Origin of the sequence: Streptomyces sp. DSM 110735, assembly GCF_016482685.1 — a bacterium.
GTDB lineage: Bacteria > Actinomycetota > Actinomycetes > Streptomycetales > Streptomycetaceae > Streptomyces.
This window is the reverse complement of record NZ_JACYHF010000006.1, coordinates 72,488-94,723: the sequence shown is the minus strand read 5'-3', so window position 1 is coordinate 94,723 and position 22,236 is coordinate 72,488. Positions and strand designations below refer to the sequence as shown.

Annotated in this window: 20 protein-coding genes; 14 read left to right on the top strand and 6 right to left on the bottom strand. The window is 74.0% G+C overall.

The window, feature by feature from the left end:
* Nucleotides 1–5: 5 nt before the first annotated feature.
* Complete coding sequence (locus tag IF655_RS12090; RefSeq protein ID WP_199584457.1) at nt 6–1,004, bottom strand: NAD-dependent epimerase/dehydratase family protein; 999 nt, start codon at nt 1,002–1,004, stop codon at nt 6–8.
* A gap of 294 nt (nt 1,005–1,298) precedes the next feature.
* Between IF655_RS12090 and IF655_RS12085 the strand changes: the two genes are divergently transcribed.
* Genes IF655_RS12085 through IF655_RS12065 form a run of 5 tightly spaced genes read left to right on the top strand, consistent with a single transcriptional unit; the run spans nt 1,299 to nt 6,931 of the window.
* On the top strand, nt 1,299–2,132 hold the full coding sequence (locus IF655_RS12085; RefSeq protein WP_199584456.1) for a M55 family metallopeptidase: 834 nt from the start codon (nt 1,299–1,301) through the stop codon (nt 2,130–2,132).
* Nucleotides 2,125–3,429: a M20/M25/M40 family metallo-hydrolase gene (locus tag IF655_RS12080; RefSeq protein ID WP_199584455.1), complete on the top strand. Its 1,305-nt coding sequence runs from the start codon at nt 2,125–2,127 to the stop codon at nt 3,427–3,429. Before IF655_RS12085 ends, IF655_RS12080 begins: the two co-directional genes overlap by 8 nt.
* Before the next feature lie 4 nt (nt 3,430–3,433).
* On the top strand, nt 3,434–5,398 hold the full coding sequence (locus tag IF655_RS12075; RefSeq protein WP_199584454.1) for an LpqB family beta-propeller domain-containing protein: 1,965 nt from the start codon (nt 3,434–3,436) through the stop codon (nt 5,396–5,398).
* 13 nt (nt 5,399–5,411) lie between these two features.
* Nucleotides 5,412–6,335, top strand: a complete 924-nt coding sequence (locus IF655_RS12070; protein WP_199584453.1) for an LD-carboxypeptidase — start codon at nt 5,412–5,414, stop codon at nt 6,333–6,335.
* Nucleotides 6,336–6,379: 44 nt separating this feature from the next.
* Nucleotides 6,380–6,931, top strand: coding sequence for a GNAT family N-acetyltransferase (locus IF655_RS12065; protein WP_199584451.1), 552 nt, complete (start codon nt 6,380–6,382; stop codon nt 6,929–6,931).
* A 94-nt stretch (nt 6,932–7,025) separates the two neighbouring features.
* Here the strand turns inward: IF655_RS12065 and IF655_RS12060 are convergent, their stop codons facing one another.
* Complete coding sequence (locus IF655_RS12060; protein ID WP_199584449.1) at nt 7,026–7,373, bottom strand: VOC family protein; 348 nt, start codon at nt 7,371–7,373, stop codon at nt 7,026–7,028.
* A gap of 230 nt (nt 7,374–7,603) precedes the next feature.
* Here IF655_RS12060 and IF655_RS12055 point away from each other — a divergent pair, with 230 nt between their 5' ends.
* On the top strand, nt 7,604–9,448 hold the full coding sequence (locus IF655_RS12055; RefSeq protein WP_199584448.1) for a transketolase: 1,845 nt from the start codon (nt 7,604–7,606) through the stop codon (nt 9,446–9,448).
* Between the two features lie 73 nt (nt 9,449–9,521).
* Here IF655_RS12055 and IF655_RS12050 read toward each other — a convergent pair whose 3' ends face one another.
* Together IF655_RS12050 and IF655_RS12045 are read right to left on the bottom strand one after the other, a co-directional pair.
* Entirely contained in the window at nt 9,522–10,349 is an 828-nt protein-coding gene (locus tag IF655_RS12050) for a class I SAM-dependent methyltransferase (RefSeq protein ID WP_199584447.1), read from the bottom strand.
* 132 nt (nt 10,350–10,481) lie between these two features.
* Complete coding sequence (locus IF655_RS12045; protein WP_199584446.1) at nt 10,482–11,978, bottom strand: bifunctional phosphatase PAP2/diacylglycerol kinase family protein; 1,497 nt, start codon at nt 11,976–11,978, stop codon at nt 10,482–10,484.
* A 125-nt stretch (nt 11,979–12,103) separates the two neighbouring features.
* On the opposite strand from IF655_RS12045, the gene IF655_RS12040 reads away from it, so the two are divergent.
* The 5 genes from IF655_RS12040 (at nt 12,104) to IF655_RS12020 (ending at nt 17,527) form a co-directional block, all read left to right on the top strand.
* Nucleotides 12,104–13,723, top strand: a complete 1,620-nt coding sequence (locus IF655_RS12040; protein ID WP_199584440.1) for an ATP-binding cassette domain-containing protein — start codon at nt 12,104–12,106, stop codon at nt 13,721–13,723.
* A gap of 86 nt (nt 13,724–13,809) precedes the next feature.
* Nucleotides 13,810–14,067, top strand: a complete 258-nt coding sequence (locus IF655_RS12035; RefSeq protein WP_199584438.1) for a DUF6158 family protein — start codon at nt 13,810–13,812, stop codon at nt 14,065–14,067.
* Nucleotides 14,068–14,275: 208 nt separating this feature from the next.
* Complete coding sequence (locus tag IF655_RS12030; protein WP_199584437.1) at nt 14,276–15,031, top strand: hypothetical protein; 756 nt, start codon at nt 14,276–14,278, stop codon at nt 15,029–15,031.
* Nucleotides 15,032–15,182: 151 nt separating this feature from the next.
* Nucleotides 15,183–16,436 (top strand): aminotransferase class I/II-fold pyridoxal phosphate-dependent enzyme, encoded by a 1,254-nt coding sequence (locus IF655_RS12025; RefSeq protein ID WP_199584435.1) that lies wholly within the window; start codon nt 15,183–15,185, stop codon nt 16,434–16,436.
* Nucleotides 16,433–17,527: an MBL fold metallo-hydrolase gene (locus tag IF655_RS12020; RefSeq protein WP_199584433.1), complete on the top strand. Its 1,095-nt coding sequence runs from the start codon at nt 16,433–16,435 to the stop codon at nt 17,525–17,527. Before IF655_RS12025 ends, IF655_RS12020 begins: the two co-directional genes overlap by 4 nt.
* Before the next feature lie 34 nt (nt 17,528–17,561).
* Here IF655_RS12020 and IF655_RS12015 read toward each other — a convergent pair whose 3' ends face one another.
* Nucleotides 17,562–18,194 (bottom strand): DedA family protein, encoded by a 633-nt coding sequence (locus tag IF655_RS12015; RefSeq protein WP_199584905.1) that lies wholly within the window; start codon nt 18,192–18,194, stop codon nt 17,562–17,564.
* A 14-nt stretch (nt 18,195–18,208) separates the two neighbouring features.
* The gene (locus IF655_RS12010) at nt 18,209–18,982 is read right to left on the bottom strand and encodes an MBL fold metallo-hydrolase (RefSeq protein ID WP_199584431.1); all 774 of its coding nucleotides are present in this window, start codon (nt 18,980–18,982) and stop codon (nt 18,209–18,211) included.
* Nucleotides 18,983–19,094: 112 nt separating this feature from the next.
* Here IF655_RS12010 and IF655_RS12005 point away from each other — a divergent pair, with 112 nt between their 5' ends.
* The 3 genes from IF655_RS12005 to IF655_RS11995 all read left to right on the top strand — a co-directional run bounded on the left by IF655_RS12005 (nt 19,095) and on the right by IF655_RS11995 (nt 22,225).
* Entirely contained in the window at nt 19,095–19,496 is a 402-nt protein-coding gene (locus tag IF655_RS12005; RefSeq protein ID WP_199584904.1) for a hypothetical protein, read from the top strand.
* A gap of 143 nt (nt 19,497–19,639) precedes the next feature.
* A complete protein-coding gene (locus IF655_RS12000) occupies nt 19,640–21,706 on the top strand; it encodes a phage holin family protein (protein WP_199584429.1) in 2,067 nt (688 codons plus the stop codon).
* A gap of 93 nt (nt 21,707–21,799) precedes the next feature.
* Complete coding sequence (locus IF655_RS11995) at nt 21,800–22,225, top strand: OsmC family protein (protein ID WP_199584427.1); 426 nt, start codon at nt 21,800–21,802, stop codon at nt 22,223–22,225.
* The last annotated feature ends 11 nt before the right edge of the window (nt 22,226–22,236 follow it).

The window sequence follows — 22,236 nt, the reverse complement described above, 5'->3', positions numbered from 1 at the left end:
CGGCGTCAGACGAGTCCTCCGCCCAGTTTCTCCAGCAGCTCGCTCTCGCGCTCCGCGCTGAGACCCGCGCGCCTGGGGCGGTCCAGGCCCTGTTCGCGTTCCCAGGCCAGGGTGTCGAGCAGCAGCTCCGCGCGGTTGCGGTGACGCAGACCGGTGGCGTGGGCCGCCTTGCCGCTCCGGGCGGACCAGCCGTCGTGGCCGGGACTGGCCAGCCAGAGGGGCAGGGAGTCGGGTCCCATGTACTCCGCGACGCCGTTCGCGAGGAGCCATTCCGAGCCGGCGGGCACCAGGGGGCCGACGTGACCGGCGACGGTGCGGGAGAGCTGCAGCCACTCGGTGAAGGGGACGACGGGACCGACGGCGTTGTACGTGCCGGTGACGCCCGACTCGGCGGAGTCGAGGAGCCAGGCGACGAGGTCCCGTACGTCGATCACCTGGGTCGCCATGGCCGGGGTGTCGGGGACGAGGACCGGGCCCTGCGGGTCACGGGCGGCGCGCGCCGCCCAGTAGCCGGAGCGTCCGCTGTGGTCGCCGGGACCGCCGATGAGACCGGCACGGGCGATGAGCAGCCGGTCGCCCACGGCGCCCGCCGACGCCTGCTCGCAGGCGACCTTCGCCTCGCCGTACGACGCGCGGTCCGCCTCGGCGCCCTCGGCAGGCGGCAGGAGGGGCGCGGACTCGTCCGCGTCCGGTACGTCGTGGGAGGCGTAGGCGCTGACGGAGGAGACGTACGTCCAGTGCCTGGCCCTGCCGCCCAGCGCGTCGAGCGCCTCCCGGACGAAGCCCGGCTGCCAGGAGACCTCGACCACCTCGTCCCACTCCCGGTCCAGCAGCGCTTCGTACGCCCCCGGTTCGCTCCGGTCGGCGACCACCAGCTCCGCGCCCTCAGCGACGTCCCCGCTCTCGCCCCGCGCGAGACAGGTCACCCGATGCCCCCGCCCGACCGCCTGCCGCGACAACTCCCGCCCCACCCACGCCGTCCCACCCAGCACCAAGATGTCCATACCGACAGCCAAGCAGTGTCGACGGCGAACGCCCAGCGGGGTTCGCCGACAGCGGAGCGATGGGCGCGCCCTCCATGTGCGGGGCGCACATGTGCCCGCACAACATGACAGCGGCGGACGGAGTGGTGGTCCCAGCCCCTTCTCACCCCGTGATCGATTCCCCGCATACACTCGCGCTGCCCTCCGGCATCACTCGCCACGCTCGTGTGCTGCCGTCGCTCGGCGTGGTCGTTGTCGACAATGGGGGCAGACGGGTGTGGTGGGCGTGGTGAGTGGGAGAGGGCGGAGCTGCGGGTGAAGATCCTCATCAGTGCGGACATGGAGGGGGCGACGGGTGTCACCTGGCCGGGGGACGTGTTGCCGGGGACGCCGCAGTGGGAGCGGTGCAGGGGGTTGTTCACGTCGGACGTGAACGCGGCGGCGGTGGGGTTCTTCGAGGGGGGCGCGGACGAGGTCCTCGTGAACGAGGCGCACTGGTCCATGCGGAACCTTCTCCTTGAGGACCTGGACGAGCGGGTCGAGATGCTCACCGGGCGGCACAAGTCGCTGTCCATGGTGGAGGGCGTGCAGCACGGGGACGTGGACGGGATCGCGTTCGTCGGGTACCACGCGGGAGCCGGGATGGAGGGCGTCCTCGCCCACACCTACCTCGCCAACCAGATCACCGGCGTCTGGCTGAACGACGTACGCGCAAGCGAGGGACTGCTGAACGCCCACGTCGCGGCCGAGTACGGCGTGCCCGTCGTGCTCGTCACCGGCGACGACCTGGCCTGCGAGGACGCGCTCGGTTACGCGCCCGAGGCGCTGAAGGTCGCCGTCAAGGACCATGTGTCGCGGTACGCCGCCGTGTGCCGGACCCCGAACCGTACCGCCGCCGACATCCGCGCCGCCGCCAAGGAGGCGGCACCGCTCGCGGTCCGCCAGGAGCCGCAGAACACCGGCCCGTACACCGTCGCCGTCGAGTTCGACGCCGAGCATCTGGCGATGGCCGTCACCGTCGTCCCCGGGGTCACGCGGATCGGGGAGCGGAAGGTGGCGTACACCGCGGACACCATGTACGAGGGCATTCGCACGTTCAAGGCGGTCACCACGATCGCCTCGTCCGCCGTGGAGGAGCAGTATGGCTGACCAGCAAGCCCTGGACGAGGTCGTCGAGTTCACCTCGGACCTCATCCGGATCGACACCACCAACCGGGGCGGCGGTGACTGCCGCGAGCGGCCCGCCGCCGAGTACGCCGCCGAGCGGCTCGCCGGTGCCGGTCTGGAGCCGGTGCTGCTGGAGCGGACGCCCGGGCGGGGCAACGTGGTCGCCCGGATCGCGGGCACCGACCCGGACGCCGACGCCCTCCTGCTGCACGGTCACCTCGACGTGGTGCCGGCCCAGGCAGACGACTGGAGCGTGGACCCCTTCTCCGGCGAGGTCCGCGACGGGGTGGTGTGGGGGCGCGGCGCCGTCGACATGAAGAACATGGACGCGATGATCCTGTCGGTCGTGCGCTCCTGGTCCCGCGAGGGCGTACGTCCGCGCCGCGACATCGTGATCGCCTTCACCGCCGACGAGGAGGACAGCGCCGTCGACGGCGCCGGGTTCCTCGCGGACTCCCACCCGGAGCTGTTCGAGGGCTGTACGGAAGCCGTCGGGGAGTCGGGGGCTTTCACCTTCCACGACGGCACCGGGCGCGAGATCTACCCCGTCGCGGCGGGGGAGCGCGGCACCGGCTGGCTGCGGCTCACCGCGCGCGGGCGGGCCGGGCACGGCTCCAAGGTGAACCGGGAGAACGCGGTGACCCGCGTCGCCGCCGCCGTCACCCGCATCGGTGAGTACGAGTGGCCGCTGAGGATCACCCCGACCGTCCGCGCCGCGCTCGCCGAACTCGCCGCGCTCTACGGCCTTCAGGACGACCCGGACGACGCCGACCTGCTGCTCTCCAAGCTCGGTCCGGCAGCCAAGCTGGTCGAGGCGACCGTCCGCAACAGCTCCAACCCGACCATGCTGGGCGCCGGTTACAAGGTCAACGTCATCCCCGGCGAGGCGACCGCCCACGTCGACGGCCGCTTCCTGCCCGGCACCGAGGACGAGTTCCGCGCCACCCTGGACCACCTCACCGGCCCGGACGTGGACTGGGACTTCGTGCACCACGGAGTCGCGCTCCAGGCACCGGTGGACGCGCCGATCTTCGCCGGAATGCGGTCCGCCGTCGAGGAGTTCGCGCCCGGCGCGCACGTCGTGCCGTACTGCATGTCCGGCGGCACCGACGCCAAGCAGTTCTCCCGGCTCGGCATCAAGGGCTACGGCTTCGCCCCCCTGCGGCTGCCCGAGGACTTCGACTACCAGGCGCTCTTCCACGGCGTGGACGAGCGGGTGCCCGTGGACGCGCTGCACTTCGGCGTCCGCGTACTGGACCGCTTCCTGCGGACCGCCTGAACGGATGGGGGAGGACATGAGCGAGCAGGCGTACGGCAGTTGGCCCTCGCCCGTCGACGCGGCCCTGGCCGCCGCGCACGACGGGCACCCCGAGTGGGCGGGGTTCGTCGGCGACGAAGTGTGGTGGACCGAACCCCGGCCCACCGAGGGAGGGCGCCGCACCCTCGTCAGGCGCAGGGCCGACGGCGCCGAGGAGACGGTGCTGCCCGCGCCGTGGAACGTGCGCAACCGTGTCATCGAGTACGGCGGCCGACCCTGGGACGCCGTCCCCCGAGGCGGTCAACCCCTGCTCGTCTTCACCCACTTCGCGGACCAGCGGCTCTACGTCCGTGAACCCGGCGCCGAGCCACGCCCGTTGACCCCGCACTCCCCGGTCGGCGGCGGACTGCGCTGGGCGGAGCCGCGCATCGACCTCGCCCGGGGCGAAGTCTGGTGCGTCCTGGAGGAGTTCACCGGCGACGGACCGGGCGACCTGCGCCGCGTCCTGGCCGCCGTACCGCTGGACGGCTCCGCCGCCGAGGACCGCACCGCCGTACGCGAACTCGCCCCCGAGCGGCACCGGTTCGTCACCGGACCGCGTCTGTCGCCCGACGGGCGGCGGGCGGCGTGGCTCGGCTGGGACCATCCCCGGATGCCGTGGGAGGGCACCGAACTGCTCGTCGCCGAGGTCGGGGACGACGGCACCCTGGGCGAACCCGTCGTCGTCGCGGGCGGGCCCGAGGAGTCAGTGGCCCAGGTGGAGTGGTCCGCCGACGGGCGGCTGCTGTACGTCAGCGACCGCGACGGCTGGTGGAACCTCTACCGGGACGGCACCCCGCTGTGCCCGCGCGAGGAGGAGTTCGGCGGACCGCTGTGGAAGCTGGGTCTGCGCTGGTTCGCGCCGCTGGACAGCGGGCTGATCGCCGTCCTGCACGGGCGCGGCGCCGCCGGGCTCGGGATACTCGACCCGGAGTCCGGCGAGGTGGCCGACGCCGCCGGACCGTGGACCGAGTACGCCCCGACGCTCGCCGCGCACGGCGCCCGGGTCGTCGCGGTCGGCGCCGGTCCGCACCGCGGGTACGAGGTCGTCGAGCTGGACACGGTCACCGGACGCGCCCGCGCCGTCGGCGCCCGCCACCGGGACCCCGTGGACCCCGCCTACTACCCCGACCCGCGGGTCCGCGTCTTCACCGGACCCGGTGGCCGCGAGGTGCACGCCCACGTCTATCCGCCCCACCACCCCGAACACAGCTCCTCCGCAGGCGAGTTGCCGCCGTATGTGATCTGGGCGCACGGCGGTCCCACCAGCCGGGTGCCGCTCGTGCTCGACCTCGCCATCGCCTACTTCACCTCGCGCGGCATCGGGGTCGCGGAGGTCAACTACGGCGGCTCCACGGGTTATGGCCGCGCCTACCGCGAGCGGCTGCGCGAGCAGTGGGGCGTGGTCGACGTCGAGGACTGCGCGGCCGTCGCCCTCGGTCTCGCGGAGGAGGGCACCGCCGACCGGAACCGGCTCGCCATCCGGGGCGGCAGCGCGGGCGGCTGGACCGCCGCCGCCTCCCTGACCGGCACCGACGTCTACGCCTGCGGCACGATCACCTACCCCATCCTCGACCTCACCACCTGGGGTCCCGGCGACACCCACGACTTCGAGTCGCGCTACCTGGAGTCGCTCGTCGGACCGCTCCAGGAGGTGCCCGAGCGGTACGCCGAGCGCTCGCCGGTCACCCGTGCCGACCGGCTCACCGTGCCGTTCCTGCTGCTCCAGGGTCTGGACGACGTGATCTGCCCGCCCGTCCAGTGCGAGCGTCTGCTCGCCGAACTCGCGGGCCGGGGCGTCCCGCACGCCTACCTCACCTTCGAGGGCGAGGGGCACGGCTTCCGCCGCGCCGACACCCTCGTCCGTGCCCTGGAAGCCGAACTCTCCCTGTACGCACAGGTGTTCGGGCTGGACGTGACGGACGTACCGAAGCTGGAGCTGGACGTATGAGAGAACGGGACGCATGAGAGAACTGGTACGCCCCGCCCGGCTCGCCCCCGGAGCCCGCGTCGCCGTGGTCGCGCCCAGCGGACCCGTGCCCGGCGAACGGCTGCGCGCGGGTCTCGACGTGCTGCGCGACTGGGGACTGGAACCGGTCGTCGCACCCCATGTCCTCGACCGGCACGGGGAGTTCGCCTACCTTGCGGGCACCGACGCCGACCGCGCCGCCGACTTCCAGCGTGCCTGGTGCGACCCGACCGTGGACGCCGTGCTCTGCGCACGCGGCGGATACGGCGTCCAGCGCATGGTCGACCTGCTCGACTGGGAGGCGATGCGGGCGGCAGGACCGAAGGTGTTCGTCGGCTTCAGCGACATCACCGCGCTCCACGAGGCCATCGCCACCCGGCTCGGTCTCGTCACCCTGCACGGCCCGATGGCGGCCGGGATCGACTTCATCGGCAGCGAGCGCGCCCGGGAACACCTGCGGCTCACGCTGCTCGCCCCGGACAAGGTCCAGGTCATCACCTCGGGCGGCGGCGCCCTGGTCCCCGGCAGGGCACGGGGCGTCACCCTGGGCGGCTGCCTCTCCCTCCTCGCCGCCGACCTGGGTACCCCGCACGCCCGCCCCTCGGCGCGCGGCGGTCTGCTCTGCCTGGAGGACGTGGGCGAGGAGACCTACCGCCTCGACCGCTACCTCACCCAACTCCTGCGCGCGGGCCGGCTGGAGGGCGTCCACGGCGTCCTCCTCGGCTCCTGGTCCACCTGCGACCCCTACGACCGCCTGCGCCCCATGCTCCTCGACCGCCTCGCCCCCCTCGGCGTGCCGGTCGCCGAGGAGTTCGGCTTCGGGCACTGCGCGGACGCGCTGACGATCCCGTTCGGGGTCGCCGCCGAACTCGACGCCGCAGCGGGGACGTTGACGCTGGAGGAGCCCGCCCTGAGCTGAGTACGCACGGCAGCCGCGTGATCGTCGCGTCGTACGCTGGGCGGATGCCGCACACCACGCACCACTATCTGACCGAGGGGCCGCGCGTGGCCCTGCGCCGCTTCACCCTGGCGGACGGACCCGAGTTCACCGCCCGGGCCAGGGAGAGCAAGGACCTGCATCTGCCGTGGCTGGTCGTGGCGGACAGCGAGGAGGCGTACGCCCGTTATGCCCGCCCGCTGATCGAGGAGCAGGGGCGCGTCGGATTCCTGGTCTGCGAGAAGGACTCCGGGGACATCGCCGGGTTCATCAACATCAACAACATCGTGCGGGGCGGGTTCCAGTGCGGCGCCCTCGGGTACGGGGCGTTCGCGCACGCCGCCGGGCGGGGGCTGATGCGGGAGGGGCTTGAGCTGGTGATCGGGTATGCCTTCGGGGCGCTCCGACTGCACCGGCTGGAGATCAACGTGCAGCCCGGGAACGCCGCGTCGATCGCGCTCGCGCGGGGCGCCGGCTTCCGCCTTGAGGGCTTCTCGCCGAAGATGATCCAGGTCGACGGCGAGTGGCGGGACCACGAGCGCTGGGCGCTGACGGCCGAGATGCGGGACGGGGGCTGACACCGGCGCCGCATCTCTCCCGGGGTCCCGCTCACCTCGTCAGGGGTCCCGCTCACGCCTTCCGGAGCGCCGCTCACCTCGCCCGGAGCCCCGCTCAGCCCGGCTGGTCCACGTACTCGAAGACCGAGCCGTCCGGGTGCACCGCGAGCAGATTGCGGCCCGCCGGGGTGGACAGCGGGCCCGCGACCACGCGGGCGCCCAGCTCCGTGAGCTGCCGGTGTGCCTCGTCCACGTCCTTCACCGCGATGGTCGCCGTGACCTTGCGCAGCACCTCCAGCTCAGCCTCCGGCCCGCTCATCAGCAGGAAGGAGCCGATCGCCGCCGCCTGCACCCCGCCGCGCCCGAAGCGGTGCGCCCGGGCGCCGGTCAGCCGCTCGTAGAACGGGATCGTGGTCTCGAGGTCGTCGACGCAGATGCGCAGTGTGGCGCCCAGAATCTCCATACGGGCGAGCCTAGTTGGGACGACCCGGCGCGCACAGGCGGTCGCCCCCGACCGCGCCGGGGGAGCGGCCGTCACCCGGTTGGTCCCCAGGGCGTTTGCCCGCCGCGCCTCCGGATACGCGGAGGAGGTCGGACGGGCCGCACACCCTGCGCTCACGCACGGTGACCGTGGGGGGCGGCCCCGGCTCCGGACGCCGTCCGACCGTCTCGGACCCCTACGGAAGGAGACTCATGAACACCGCAGAACTCGCCGAACTCGGACAGCAGTTGCGGGTGGACAGCGTACGGGCCGCGCAGGCCGCGAACTCCGGTCACCCGACCTCCTCCATGTCGGCGGCGGACCTGATGGCCGTGCTGCTCGCGAACCACCTCCGCTACGACTTCGAGCGCCCGGACAACCCCGCCAGTGATCACTTCATCCTCTCCAAGGGGCACGCCTCCCCGCTGCTGTACTCCGCGTACAAGGCCGCGGGCGCCATCGACGACGGCGAGCTGCTCACCTTCCGCAAGCTCGGCAGCCGCCTGGAGGGCCACCCGACCCCGCGCCGCCTGCCGTGGGTCGAGACGGCCACCGGCTCGCTCGGGCAGGGGCTGCCCGTAGGCGTCGGCGTCGCCCTCGCCGCCAAGCGCCTGGACCACTCCGACAGCCGTGTGTGGGTGCTGTGCGGGGACAGCGAGATGGCCGAGGGCTCCGTGTGGGAAGCCGCCGAGACCGCCGCGTACGAGAACCTGGACAACCTGATCGTCATCGTGGACGTGAACCGGCTCGGCCAGCGCGGTCCCACCCGGCACGGACACGACCTGGACGCCTACGCCCGCCGCTTCCAGGGCTTCGGCTGGCACACGATCGAGGTCGACGGCCACGACGTGGACGCCGTCGACCGCGCCTACGGCGAGGCACTGTCGACCACCGGACAGCCCACCGCCGTCCTCGCCCGCACCCTCAAGGGCAAGGGCGTCGCCGCCGTCGAGGACCGCGAGGGCCAGCACGGCAAGCCGCTGCCCGACGCCGACGAGGCCATCGAGGAGCTGGGCGGGCGCCGCGACGCGCGCGTCCACGTCGCCGAACCGCCCACCGGGACCCCGCCCCGCAGGGCCACCGAGCCGCTGAGCCTCCCGCGCTGGGACGTGGGCGACGAGGTCGCCACCCGCGACGCCTTCGGCGGCGCCCTCGCCGCGCTCGGCAACGCCCGCGGCGAGGTGGTCGTCCTGGACGGCGAGGTGGGCGACTCCACCCGCACCGAGCAGTTCGGCAAGGAACACCCCGACCGCTTCTTCGAGACCTACATCGCGGAACAGCAGATGGTCGCCTCCGCCGTCGGCATCGCCTCGCGCGGCTGGCTGCCGTACGCCGCCACCTTCGCTGCCTTCCTCACCCGCGCCTACGACTTCGTGCGCATGGCCGCGGTCAGCGGCGCCGGGATCAACCTGGTCGGCTCGCACGCGGGCGTCGCCATCGGCGAGGACGGACCCTCCCAGATGGGTCTGGAGGACCTGGCGATGTTCCGCTCGGTCTACGGCTCCACGGTGCTCTACCCGTGCGACGCCAACCAGACCGCCAGGCTCACCGCCGCCATGGCGGACCTGAAGGACATCCGCTATCTGCGCACCTCGCGCGGCAAGACCCCGGTGATCTACGGCCCCGACGAGGAGTTCCCCATCGGCGGCAGCAAGGTCCTGCGCTCCAGCGACGAGGACCGGCTGACCATCGTCGCCGCCGGGGTCACCGTGCCCGAGGCGCTGACCGCCGCCGACCGGCTCGCCGAGGACGGCATCCGGGTGCGCGTCATCGACCTGTACTCGGTGAAGCCGGTGGACGTGGAGACCCTGCGCCGGGCCGCCGAGGACACCGGCTGCCTGGTGACCGTGGAGGACCACCACGAGGAGGGCGGCATCGGGGACGCCGTCGTGGAAGCCTTCACCGACGGCCGCCCGGTGCCCCGCCTGGTGCGCCTCGCGGTGCGCGTGATGCCGGGCTCCGCCACGCCCGAGGAACAGCTCCACGAGGCCGGCATCGACGCCGCGAACATCACGGCCACGGCGAAGCTGCTGGTGGAGGAGGCGATGGTGAGCTGAGGGGCGCCGGGGGCGGGGACGGCCGGTTCGCGCCGGGTCGACCGATTCGCGCCGGGAGCGGGGGACGCCCGGTTCAGTCCCGGCGTTCCTTCCGGCACAGGATCTCCCCGTGCAGGACCGCGAACCAGCCGTCCTCCTGCCGCCCCCACTCCCGCCACGCCCGCGACACCGCCCGCAGCTCCTCGGCGCTCGCGTGCCCGCCCCCGACGGCGCGGTCCGCGTACGCCGAGGCGAGCGTGCGGTCCGCCCACAGCCCGCTCCACCAGGACCGTTCCTCGGCGGTGGCGAACGTCCAGGTGCCGGAGGTGGCGGTGACGTCCCGCAGACCCGCCTCCAGCGCCCAGCTCTTCAGCCGCCGCCCGGCGTCCGGCTCGCCGCCGTTGTCCCGGGCGACGCGCTCGTACAGGTCCAGCCAGTCGTCCAGCCCGTCCACCGCCGGGTACCAGGTCATGGCCGCGTAGTCCGCGTCGCGCACCGCGACGATCCCGCCCGGCCGGGTCACCCGCGCCATCTCGCGCAGCGCCCGCACCGGATCGCCCACGTGCTGGAGCACCTGATGGGCGTGGACCACGCAGAAGGTGTCGTCAGGGAAGTCCAGCGCGTGCACGTCGCCGACGGCGAAGTCGGTGTTGGTCAGGCCGCGTTCGGCAGCCGTCGCGCGAGCCTGCTCCAGGATCCCGGGCGCGCGGTCGAGACCGGTCACCTGACCCTCCGGGACCAGCGCGGCCAGGTCGGCGGTGATCGTGCCCGGACCGCAGCCGATGTCCAGGACCTTCATGTGCGGCTTGAGCGAACCCAGCAGATACGCCGCCGAGTTGGCGGCCGTACGCCAGGTGTGCGAGCGCAGCACGGACTCGTGGTGCCCGTGCGTGTAGACGGCGGTCTCCCGCGCTTTCGGCATGGCCGGATCTCCCTCACCGCTCGACGGACCGGCCACGGCGCCGCTGCGGACACCGTGGCCGTGCTGCACCGAACGCTACGCCCGGACGCCGCATGGTGAGACCCGTGTTTCGCCATACGGACTGACGATGCGTCAACTCACCTTGGCGCCGGGGCTGTAGACCGTCAGCGCCCCGGGCAGCACCTCAAGGGTCATCCGGCCGCCGACCGGGGTCACCTCGCCGTCGTAGGCCAGCGGGGTGCCGGGTGCGATGCCCGAGAGGCGCAGCCTGCCGAGCTGGACGGCGGCGTGCGAGGGGGAGCGGGTGAGCGGACCCGCGACCGCCGCCGCGAGCAGCCGCAGCGCCGGGTGGCCACTGCCGTTCACCACGCGCACGTCGAGGCGCCCGTCCGACAGATCCGTACGGCGCCCCGCCCCGAGCCCCCGGCGGTGGTAGACGCCGTTGCCGACGAACAGCATCCACAGCGCCCGGCGCTTGCCGGCCGCCTCCACCTCCAGCGGATGGCAGTCCGCGCGCAGCACCCGCAGCGCCGCCAGCACCCCGGCTGCCCAGCCGCCGATCCGGGGCGACCAGTGCTCCCGCTCGCGCACCAGCTCGGGGTAGACGCCGAGGCTGAGGGTGTTGAGGAAGACGCCCGAGCCGGTCTCGGTGGTGAAGCGGCCCACGTCCACCCGGACCGCCTCGCCCTCGCGCAGCGCGTCGGCCAGATCCCGCTCGTCCTCCACGCCGAGGTCGTAGGCGAAGTGGTTGAGGGTGCCGCCGGGCAGCACCGCGAGGGGCAGCCCGCGCCGCAGGGCGATGCCCGCCGCCGCGTTCACCGTGCCGTCGCCGCCGCACACCCCGAGCACCCGGGCCCGCGTCGCCGCCTTCTCCAGCTCGGCGACCACGTCCTCCGGCGCGCACTCCACGATCTCGGCGGCCGGAAGCGCCGTACGCAGCACGTTCACCCGGTCGGCGGTACCCGAAGCCTCGTTGGCCACCATCACCAGACCCTCGCCCTCCGGCAGCGCCGGGGCGTCGACGGCCGGGCGGGCGGCGGGCCGCGCCTGCGCGCGGGTCTGCACCAGACCCCGGACGGCGAAGGCGGCGCCCACTCCGAGCGCCGCACCGGCCAGGACGTCACTGGGGAAATGGACGCCCGTGTAGACCCGGGACATCGCCACCGAGAACGCGATCGGCGCCACCGCGGCGCCCCAGGCCGGGGACTCCAGCGCGACACCGGTCGCGAAGGCGGCGGCCGAGGCGGCGTGACCGGAGGGGAAGGACGTGGTGATCGGCTGCCGCTTCAGCCGCCGTGCCACCGGCACCGGCGCGATCACCGGGCGCGGCCTGCGCACCGAGCGCTTGCCGAGGGTGTTGATGGTCAGCGACGCAAGACCGAGCGAGGCCATGCCGCGCACCGCCGCCCGGCGGGCACGCGGGGTGCGGGTCGCGGCGATGGCGGCGGCAGCGGCGAACCACAGCACCCCGTGGTTCGCGCTGCGGCTCAGCTTGGGCAGGACGCGCTCGGCGCCGGGCCAGTTCCGTTCGGCGGCCACCTCGAACAGCCGGGCGTCGGCGGCGAGCAGCCGCCGCAGCACCGAGCGGCCGGGGGCGGGGACGGCGGTCAGGTCGACATCAGGGCTCATGGCGTCCGACTACCCCGAAGCGGGGCTTCCTTGTGCGGGATGTGGGCCGTCGGGGGTTCCGGCCCGCGGGCGACCACGGGAAACGGGTTTGCCCGCTCCGCTCGTGCCAGCGGAGAATGCGCCGCATGGGACACCTGGAAGCCGCGCATCTCGAGTACCACCTCCCCGACGGGAGGACGCTGCTCGGCGACGTCTCCTTCCGGGTCGGCGAGGGCGCCGTCGTGGCCCTGGTCGGTCCCAACGGCGCGGGCAAGACCACCCTGCTGCGGCTGATCTCCGGTGAGCTGAAGCCGCACGGCGGCACCGTCACCGTCGGCGGCGGGCTCGGCGTGATGCGCCAGTTCGTCGGCTCCGTACGGGACGAGACGACCGTGCGCGACCTGCTGGTCTCCGTCGCCCCGCCCGGCATCCGCGCGGCGGCGAAGGCGGTGGACACGGCCGAGCACGCGATCATGACCGTGGACGACGAGGCCGCCCAGCTCGCCTACGCGCAGGCGCTCGCCGACTGGGCCGAGGTGCGCGGGTACGAGTCCGAGACCATGTGGGACATGTGCACCATGGCCGCGCTCGGGGTGCCGTACGACCAGGCGCAGTGGCGGCTGGTGCGCACCCTGTCCGGCGGTGAGCAGAAGCGGCTCGTCCTGGAGGCGCTGCTGCGCGGACCCGACGAGGTGCTGCTGCTCGACGAGCCGGACAACTACCTCGACGTGCCCGGCAAGCGCTGGCTGGAGCAGCAGCTCAAGGAGACCCGCAAGACGGTCCTGTTCGTCTCCCACGACCGCGAACTCCTCGCCCGCGCCGCCGAGAAGATCGTCTCCGTCGAGCCGGGACCCGCCGGGGCCGACGCCTGGGTGCACGGCGACGGCTTCGCCACCTATCACGAGGCGCGGCGGGAACGCTTCGCCCGCTTCGAGGAGTTGCGCCGCCGCTGGGACGAGAAGCACGCCCAGCTCAAGAAGTTGGTCCTCAACCTCCGCCAAGCCGCCGCCGTCAGCCATGAGATGGCGTCGCGGTACGCGGCGGCGCAGACCCGGCTGCGCAAGTTCGAGGAGGCGGGACCGCCGCCGGAGCCGCCGCGTGAGCAGAACATCACCATGCGGCTGCGCGGCGGCCGCACGGGCGTGCGCGCCGTGACCTGCGAGGGACTCGAACTCACCGGTCTGATGCGCCCGTTCGACCTGGAGGTATTCTACGGCGAACGCGTCGCGGTGCTCGGCTCCAACGGCTCGGGCAAGTCCCACTTCCTGCGCCTGCTCGCGGGCGAGGACGTGGCGCACACCGGCGCCTTCAGGCTCGGCGCCCGCGTCGTGCCCGGACACTTCGCGCAGACCCACGCCCACCCCGAGCTGCAAGGGCGCCCGCTCCTCGACATCCTCTGGAAGGAGCACGCCCAGGACCGGGGCGCGGCGATGTCCCGGCTGCGGCGCTACGAGCTGACCGCGCAGGCCGAGCAGCCCTTCGACCGGCTCTCCGGCGGCCAGCAGGCCCGTTTCCAGATCCTCCTGCTCGAACTCGCCGGAGTCACCGCCCTGCTGCTCGACGAGCCCACCGACAACCTCGACCTGGAGTCCGCCGAGGCGCTCCAGGAGGGTCTGGAGGCGTTCGAGGGCACCGTCCTCGCGGTCACCCACGACCGCTGGTTCGCCCGCTCCTTCGACCGCTTCCTGGTCTTCGGCACCGACGGCCGGGTCCGGGAGACCCCGGAGCCCGTGTGGGACGAACGCCGGGTGGAGCGCGCCCGCTGAATCGCGCTCCGGGCGCGGAGGCCGCCGGGTCCGGATGTTCGTACAGTGGTCGCAGGGAACGCGGACACGACGAGCGGGGTACCACCATGACCGGAGTCGACCCCAGCCGGCTGGACGATCAGCAGCTCATGAAGGAGCTGGAGACCATCCACCGCACACGCCACGACACGCTCCTGTACGGCTCGAACGACGCGCTGCGCGCCCACAATGAACGCATGGCCCAGTTGGAGGGCGAGTACCTGCGCCGCAACCCGCGCCGCCTGGTCAGCGCGGGGCGCACCCGCGAGGGCGCACGCGAGCGGGGCTGCGGCGAGACGGCCGCGCCGGGGACGCCCGGGAGCTGAGGAGCACCCCTTCCGGACCGCCGGGGTCACCCACACGGGCGGTCGCGTCCCGCGAATGGGTCCGGCCGCGCGCGGCGCGGCGCGCGGCGGGCTGTGATGGCAGGCGAGGGCACGAGAGCCGTGTCCCGCAGACGGGCCGACGACCGGCGCGGTACCGGTTGCCGACAGGCGTCGGCCGTCGTCGCCGCCCTGCCGAGGAGCCCTCCCCATGCACCGCACCGCCCGCGCCCTCACGGCCGCCACCGTGCTCGTCATAACCGGTCCGACCACGGCTTTCGCCTCCGGCTGGGGAGCGGGTGCGCCTGCCGCCGCCGCTTGCGACACCCCTGCCGTGCCGCGCGCGGAGATCCCCGCGGACGTTCCGGGGGACATCCCTGACGACGACGCCGGGGGCGGGGACTGCGGTGCGGTGTCCGACGCGGGGGACACGCCGGGTGCGGGGGACGCGGGGGACGCTCCGGACCAGCAGGTCGCGCCCGGAGTGCCGGAGCGGGCCCGGGACACCCCGGACGCGGACTCGGGGACCGGCAGCGGTGCCGGTGCGGGGCGCTCCCAGGCGCCCGGAACCGATGCGAGCCGCTCCCAGGCGCCCGGAACCGGTGAGACGCGCTCCCCGGCACCCGGCAAGGCAGCCCCCGGCACCGGTCAGACCCCGGGACGGGACAGCGGCGACACCGGCGACCGCCCCGACGGCGGCACCGGCAGCGGGGACCGCCCAGACACCGGCAACGGCAACGGCACCGGAGACCGCCCAGACACCGGCACCGGCACCGGCCACGACCAGGGCGACCCCCCGCCCACCGTCCAGCACGGCGTCGACGCCGGGACCGGCGGATCCTTCGGCGGCTCCATCCCCCTGCTGGCAGCGGGCGCCGCGCTGATCGCCGCCGCGTGCGCCGCCGCCCTGCACCGGATCGGCGCGACGTATCCGCCCCGCGGACGACGGCGCTCCTCCGACGTCTGACGCCCCGCTGTGACCAGGGCAACCCGAACCGGCAGCCATGCCGGGGCGATCGCCGGGTACACACCACACCGAGGGCACTACCGGCACACGGGTCACACGGCACCAGGCGAGTGAGCGGTTACGGCACACCACCCAGCGCGCGGAGGCGACGATGCGACCGACGGAGACCGAGGGCCACGGCCCCGTCCGCTACGGCCCGTCCCTGCCCGGCGACGGTCTGCCGGTGCTGCCGGAACTCGCCGCCCGTCTCGCCGCCGCCGACCGCGCCCCGGCGCAGCCCGTAGGGGGCGCCCCCGGTCTCCTGGAAGCCGCCTGCGGCTACTGGACCCGCCGCGCGCTACCCACCGTCCCCGACCAGGTGGCAGCCGCCCCCGGCGCGCCCCCGCTGCTGCTCGCGATCACCGCCGCGCTCGCCGCCGACGGCGGCGACGTGCTCGTACCGCGCCCGCACGCCGCCTGGTGGGAGCCCTGCGCCCGGCTGCTCGGCAGACGCGTCTTCCATGTGCCGGTGCCGCCCGAGAGCGGGGGCGTACCGGACTCGTACGCCCTGCTGGAGACCGTCCGCCGGGTACGCGCCGAGGGCGGCGACCCCCGGCTGCTCGTGCTGTCCGTCGCGGACGACCCGACCGGCACCGTCACCCCGCCCGAGCCGCTGTACGAGACGGTCGAGGCGGCCGCAGCAGAGGGGCTGCACCTGGTCAGCGACGAGACCTGGCGCGACACCCTGCACGCCCCGCACGAGACCGTGCTGCTCAGCCCCGCCGAGATGCTGCCCGACCGGGTGACCGTCGTCAGCGACCTCGCCGGTGCCCTGCTCCCCACCGGCTGGCCCGCTGCCGTCGCCCGCTTCCCTGCCGGTCCGGCGGGGGAGTGGCTGCACGCGCGGGTGCTCGACGCGCTCACCGCGCTCGGCGCCCATGTCGCCGCGCCCGTGGCGGAGGCGGCGCGCTACGCGCTCGACGAGCCCGAGCCCGTCACCACCCGCCGCGAGGCAGCCGTACGCCTGCACGCGCGTCTGGCCGCCGCCGTGCGGGACACGGTCGTCGCGGGCGGCGCGCTCGCCCGCCCGCCGCAGGCGGGACGCCAGTTGTACGCCGACCTCGGACCCCTGCGCGAGGCACTCGCCGCGCGGGGCGTCGGCGACGCCCAGGAACTGGAGGAACACCTCACCGCCCGGCTCCCGATGCCGGCCCCGGGCGGTCACCGCTTCGGCGACGACCTCGGCGCGCTGCGGGTACGGCTCGCCACCGGCTCCCTGACGGGCGCGACCGACGCGGAACGCACCGAAAGCCTCACCTCACCCACACCGACGGAACTGCCGCATGTGCAACGCGCGTTGATGTCCTTGGGGTCGGTTTTCGACGATCTCCGTGACGACGCTCAGCGATGGGAGCATCCTCGATGACGCAACAGACGCACGAGCCCGGGTCCACCGCCACGACCCCCGAAGCGACCAGCGCGACCGCCGCCACGACCACCGCCCTCCCCGTGACCGGGGTGCCCAAGTCCCCGCCCCCGCCCGGGTTTCCACCGCTCGCCGAGCCCCGCCCGCTCGGCGAGCGCCGGGTGTGGCCGCGCACGTTCCACGACCGGCTCACCGCGCCGCTGCCCGGTCTGAAGGCGATGGCCCGCTTCGCCCGCGAGGGCGCCATACGCCCCGACCCCGAGGGTCTGGTCGACATTCCCCGACTCCCCTACGAACCGGGTCCGTTGCCCCGTGTCGGCACCGGTGCCGTCGCCGCCTCCTGGGCGGGGCACGCCAGTTGGGTCGTCCAGGTGGGCGGTCTGACCGTGCTCACCGACCCGGTGTGGTCGCGCCGCATCCTCGGCACGCCCGCCCGCGTCACCCCGGTCGGCGTCCCCTGGGAGGCGCTGCCCCCGGTGGACGCGGTGGTCATCAGCCACAACCACTACGACCACCTGGACGCCCCCACCCTGCGCCGACTCCCGCGTGACACACCGATGTTCGTGCCCGCCGCGCTCGGAGGCTGGTTCCGCAGAAGGCGGTTCACCCGCGTCACCGAGCTGGACTGGTGGGAGGGCGCCGAACTCGACGGCGTCCGCTTCGACTTCGTGCCCGCGCACCACTGGTCCAAGCGCACCCTCACCGACACCTGTCACAGCCTGTGGGGCGGCTGGGTGCTCACCGCGCCCGACGGACAGCGCGTCTACTTCGCCGGGGACACCGGATACGGGCACTGGTTCAGCCGTATCGGCCGCCGCTACCCCGGTATCGACCTGGCCCTGATGCCGATCGGCGCCTACGACCCGCGCTGGTGGCTCAGCGACGTGCACTGCGACCCCGAGGAAGCCGTCCAGGCGGTCGAGGATCTCGGTGCCCGGCGGATGGCGCCGATGCACTGGGGCACCTTCGTCCTGTCGGCGGAACCGGTCCTGGAACCGCTCACCCGGGTGCGTGCCGCCTGGGAGAAGGCGGGGTTCGACCGCGAGGACCTGTGGGACCTGCCGATCGGCGCCTCACGGGTACTGGACTGACCCCGCGCCCGCGCGCGCCGCACGAGAAGCCCCCTCAGCTCCCCCTGACCCGCCCCCGCAACCGCCGTACCACCCCCGGCACCGCGCTGACCAGCACCGTCAGCGCGACCGCCGCCACCACGCCCTCCCAGGGCTCGGGGAACAGCGAACCTCCGAGGATGCCGATCAGTTGGTACGTCACCGCCCACGCCAGGCAGGCGGGCAGATTCCCCCGGGCGAAGCGCCGAAGCGGCCACTTCGCCAGCAGACAGGCGAGCATCACGGGTATCCGACCCGCCGGGACCAGCCGGGAGAGCACCAGCACCGCGACCCCGTGGTCCGCCAACTTCTCCTGGGCGCCGGTGAGTTTGTCCTCCGGCGCCCGGTCGCGTATCGCCTCCAGCCAGCGCGAGCCGCTCTGCGAGCGCAGCCCGCGCAGCCCCAGCCAGTACAGCGCCGCGTCCCCCAGGAAGGCGGCGAGGGATGCCGTCACGAAGACCAACGCCAGTGAGTACGGCGCCGTTTGATGGAAGGCGACCACCGCCGCCGAGCTGACCAGCGCCCCCGTCGGCACCACCGGCACCAGTGCCCCGATGAGCACGAGCAGGAACAACGACGGGTAGCCGAGAGCCTGTTGGGTGGACTCGGGCGGTACGACCTGAGGGACGGCCGCCGCCAGCAGCGTCACGCCCGGCGGGCATCTCACCGGGCGACCTCCAGCCGTACGCTCTCGCCGTGCCCGAGCCGGTGCACCGCGACCCCGGGCGCGATCTCCGCCGCCAGGCGCGCGAACTCGTCGCCGGGCGCGTGGAATTCGTGCGGGCGGACCGCGTCCATGCCGATCGGCCAGTACGTGCCGTAGTGCACCGGCACCGCGCAGCGCGGCCCGAGTCCGGCCAGCGCGCGCGCCGCCCGTCCCGCGTCCAGATGCCCCTCGCCGAGGAACGGACCCCAGCCGCCCACCGGCAGCAGCGCCATGTCCACCGGACCGACCTCCTCCGCCATGGAGTCGAACAGACCGGTGTCCCCGGCGAAGTAGGTCCGCGCCTCGCCCTCGACCACGTAGCCGAGCGCGGGGGAGCGGTGCGGACCGAACGGCAGCCGCCGTCCGTCGTGCCGGGCGGAGACCACCCGGACCCGCAGGGGTCCGACGTGGACCACGTCCCCGGGCTCGACCTCGGTGAGGTCGAGCCCGCGCAGCCGACGCAGCCCCGGCACCGCGCGCGGCGCGCCCCGGGGCACCAGCAGCCGCGTACCGGGCTCCAGTTCGGAAAGCGACGGCAGATGCAGATGATCGGAGTGCAGATGGGACACCAGCGCCAGATCCGCGCGCCGGGTGCGCGCCGGAGGCAACGCGCCCCGGCGGCGGCGCAGATGCGCGAGGCGCACGGCGAACAGGGGATCGGTGAGCACCCGTGTGTCCGAATCCCGGATCGCACAGGTCGCATGTCCCCACCAGGTGACCTCCACCGGCACCCCCGCACCTCCTTCGCACGACTCCCCTGAAGCCTACGGGCAGCGGTAGGGTCTGCGGCGAACCCGGAGGTGAGGGGACGCCATGAGACCGTTACGGGGTGCCGCCGACGGGATCGCACCGGTGCGGGTCACCGCCATCGCCAGCCTGACTCCACTGGAGGAGCTGGAGGAGGACCCGTTCCTGGTCGACTCCCGCAGCCAGCACGCCATGTGTGCCCGCTGGGCGGCCGAGCAGGGCTTCGTCGTCACGAGGGAACTCCTCGTCGGCGGACTGCGCTTCGACCACGGCGCGCTGTGGGACGGCGTGCGCTCCGGCGTGGACGTCTTCGTCGCCCCCAGCAGACGCGTCCTCGAACGCGCCCTGTCCTCGGTGGAGGAGTTCACCGCCGAGTGCGCCAGGCGCGGAGTGCGCGTGGAGACCGTCGGCAGCGCGGAACCGGCGTACGACGCGGCGATGAAGGCACGGGTGCACCGCAGGCTCTCGATGCCGACCGCCGGATACGACGGCGCCTGAACGGGCAGCCCGGCGCCCCGTCGAACGGAAGCCCGGCGTCCGATATCGCCCGGTGATCCGGATCACCCGGGCTCCGCGCCCCGGTGTGGCAAGGTGGAGCGGTGCCCGGTGCCGTACGGGCCGGGAGGCGAGGTGCGCGGGGCGTGCGGGGCGTACGGTGGCGGCGGACCGCCGGTCAGTTGGGGCGGAGCGTCACGGTGTGGGCGGTCTCCACGCTCACCATGCTCGCGCTCGCCGCGCTGCTGCCCGACTTCCGGCTGCAGTCCGCCGACGGCGACAGCGCCACCCGGATCGCGATCACCGCGGCGTGGGGCGCGGGCGCCTTCGGTCTGCTCTCCGCCCTCGTCTGGCCACTCCTGGTACGGCTGCTGCTGCTCGTGCCCGCCCTCTTCCTCGGGCTCCTCGTCTTCGCGCTCAACGGCTCCCTGCTGCTGCTCGCGCTGCGCCTGAGCCCCACCGGGCAGGGCGAGGCAGCGCCCGAGACCGCCGTCATCGTCGCCGCCGTGATGTCCGCCGTCGCCTCCGCGACCGGCGGCGCCCTCGCCGTGCGCGACGACGACGCCTACCGGCGCCGGCTGCTGCGCCTGGCCGACCGCCGCCGCCGGGGCAGCCCGCCCTGCGCGACGGGACCCGGACTGGTCTGCGTCCAGCTCGACGGCGTGGGCCACGACGTGCTCACCGCCGCCGTCCGCACCGGACACCTGCCGACCCTCGCCCGCCTCCTGACCGGCGCCGACGGCACGGCGCCCACCCACCGGCTCACCCCCTGGCGCACCGACTGGTCCAGCCAGACCGGCGCCAGCCAGCTCGGCATCCTGCACGGCAGCACCTTCGACGTGCCCGCCTTCCGCTGGTACGAGAAGGAGCGCGGCGAGGTCATGGTCTGCAACCGGCCCACCTCCGCCGCCGAGCTGCAGCGCCGCGCCATGATCCGCACCGGCGAGCGCGGACTGCTCGCCGTGGACGGCGCCAGCCGGGGCAACCTGTTCAGCGGCGGCGCCGGGGAACAGGCGCTCGTGCTGTCCATCGCGACCCGCCGCCGGGGCCGGGAGAACCGTTCCCGCGCCGGGTACTTCGCCTACTTCAGCGACCCCGCCAACGCCGTGCGCACCGCCCTGTCCTTCGCCGCCGAGGTCGGCCGCGAGATCGGCCAGTCCGTGCACGCCCGGCTGCGCCAAGAACGCCCCCGGGTCGGCCGGGGCGGTCTCTACCCCTTCATCCGCGCCTTCGCCACCGTCGTCGAACGGGACGTCGTGGTCGCCGCCGTCATGGGCGACCTGCTCGCCGGGCGCAGCGTCGTCTACGCCGACCTCGTGGCGTACGACGAGGTCGCCCACCACTCCGGACCGCACAGCCGGGACGTGGAGCAGGTGCTGCGCCGCCTCGACCGCTCCGTCGCCCTCATCGAGACCGCCGCCGAACACGCGCCCCGCCCCTACCACCTGGTCATCCTCTCCGACCACGGGCAGAGCCCCGGCGAGACCTTCCGCACCCGCTACGGCCTCACCCTCGCCGACCTCGTCCGCGCGGGCTGCGGACTGCCCGTGCCGCGCCGCGCCGAGCACACCCACAGCGGCGCCGAGGCGCGCGCCGCCGTACGCGCCGCCCTCGGCCGCCCCGACGAGCCCGACGAGGCGCCGCCGCGCCCCGCCCGCCGCCTCGAACCGGTCGTCCTCGCCTCCGGCAACCTCGGTCTGATCTCCTTCCCGGACATGCCGCACCGGCTGACCAAGGAGGAGATCGACCTCCGTCACCCCGCCCTGCTCGCCACCCTCGCCAACCACCCCGGCGTCGGCTTCCTGCTGGTGCGCAGCGAGGAACACGGCGGGGTGGTGCTCGGTCCCGCGGGCACCGAGATCCCGCTCGCCGACCTCGACGAACACCCCGGCCCGCTCGCCCCCTTCGGACCCGGCGCGGCGGAGGCGGTGCGCCGCACGCACGCCTTCCCGCACACCGCCGACGTCATGGTCAACTCCAGCTACGACCCCGAGACCGGCGAAGTCCTCGCCTTCGAGGAGCAGATCGGCTCCCACGGCGGACTCGGCGGCGCCCAGTCCCGCCCCTTCCTGCTCTCCCCGCTGGCATTGTCCGCACCGGGCGGCGAGCTTGTGGGCGCCGAGGACGTGCACGCCGTACTGCGGCGCTGGCTGGGGGAGTTGAGCGGTCCCGAGGTGCCGCTCGACACCGACGGCGACCGGCGCGCCGCCTGAACCCGGACGGGTCCTCACCCCACCGCGCCGCCGAATGTGATCGGATGGGTGACACAGAGCCCGGAAACGGGATCACATGCGAAAGGAACCACCGTGGCCACCACGCGCACCGCACACACCGTCTGGGAGGGCGAACTCCTGACGGGCAACGGCACCGTCACCTTCGACTCCTCCGGCATCGGCTCCCAGCCGGTCTCGTGGCCGTCGCGCGCCGAGCAGCCGAACGGCCGCACCAGCCCCGAGGAGCTGATCGCCGCCGCCCACTCGAGCTGCTTCTCCATGGCGCTCTCCCACGGCCTGACCGGCGCCGGCAACCCGCCCACCCGCCTGGAGACCAAGGCCGACGTCACCTTCCAGCCCGGCGAGGGCATCACCGGCATCCACCTCACCGTCCGCGGCGAGGTCCCCGGTCTGGACGAGCAGGGCTTCACCGAGGCCGCCGAGGGCGCCAAGAAGAACTGCCCGGTCAGCCAGGCACTGACCGGCGTGCCGATCACGCTGACGGCCGAGCTGGCCTGACCCGGTTTCGA

Excerpts from the sequence above, each read along its gene's own strand:
- IF655_RS12050 (WP_199584447.1), bottom strand. The coding sequence starts at position 10,349 with ATGCCGAAAGCGCGGGAGACCGCCGTCTACACGCACGGGCACCACGAG.
- IF655_RS12065 (WP_199584451.1), top strand. The coding sequence starts at position 6,380 with ATGCCGCACACCACGCACCACTATCTGACCGAGGGGCCGCGCGTGGCC.
- IF655_RS12055 (WP_199584448.1), top strand. The coding sequence starts at position 7,604 with ATGAACACCGCAGAACTCGCCGAACTCGGACAGCAGTTGCGGGTGGAC.
- IF655_RS12080 (WP_199584455.1), top strand. The coding sequence starts at position 2,125 with ATGGCTGACCAGCAAGCCCTGGACGAGGTCGTCGAGTTCACCTCGGAC.
- IF655_RS12025 (WP_199584435.1), top strand. The coding sequence starts at position 15,183 with ATGCGACCGACGGAGACCGAGGGCCACGGCCCCGTCCGCTACGGCCCG.
- IF655_RS12090 (WP_199584457.1), bottom strand. The coding sequence starts at position 1,004 with ATGGACATCTTGGTGCTGGGTGGGACGGCGTGGGTGGGGCGGGAGTTG.
- IF655_RS12030 (WP_199584437.1), top strand. The coding sequence starts at position 14,276 with ATGCACCGCACCGCCCGCGCCCTCACGGCCGCCACCGTGCTCGTCATA.
- IF655_RS12045 (WP_199584446.1), bottom strand. The coding sequence starts at position 11,978 with ATGAGCCCTGATGTCGACCTGACCGCCGTCCCCGCCCCCGGCCGCTCG.
- IF655_RS12060 (WP_199584449.1), bottom strand. The coding sequence starts at position 7,373 with ATGGAGATTCTGGGCGCCACACTGCGCATCTGCGTCGACGACCTCGAG.
- IF655_RS12040 (WP_199584440.1), top strand. The coding sequence starts at position 12,104 with ATGGGACACCTGGAAGCCGCGCATCTCGAGTACCACCTCCCCGACGGG.
- IF655_RS12075 (WP_199584454.1), top strand. The coding sequence starts at position 3,434 with ATGGGGGAGGACATGAGCGAGCAGGCGTACGGCAGTTGGCCCTCGCCC.
- IF655_RS12070 (WP_199584453.1), top strand. The coding sequence starts at position 5,412 with ATGAGAGAACTGGTACGCCCCGCCCGGCTCGCCCCCGGAGCCCGCGTC.
- IF655_RS12020 (WP_199584433.1), top strand. The coding sequence starts at position 16,433 with ATGACGCAACAGACGCACGAGCCCGGGTCCACCGCCACGACCCCCGAA.
- IF655_RS12035 (WP_199584438.1), top strand. The coding sequence starts at position 13,810 with ATGACCGGAGTCGACCCCAGCCGGCTGGACGATCAGCAGCTCATGAAG.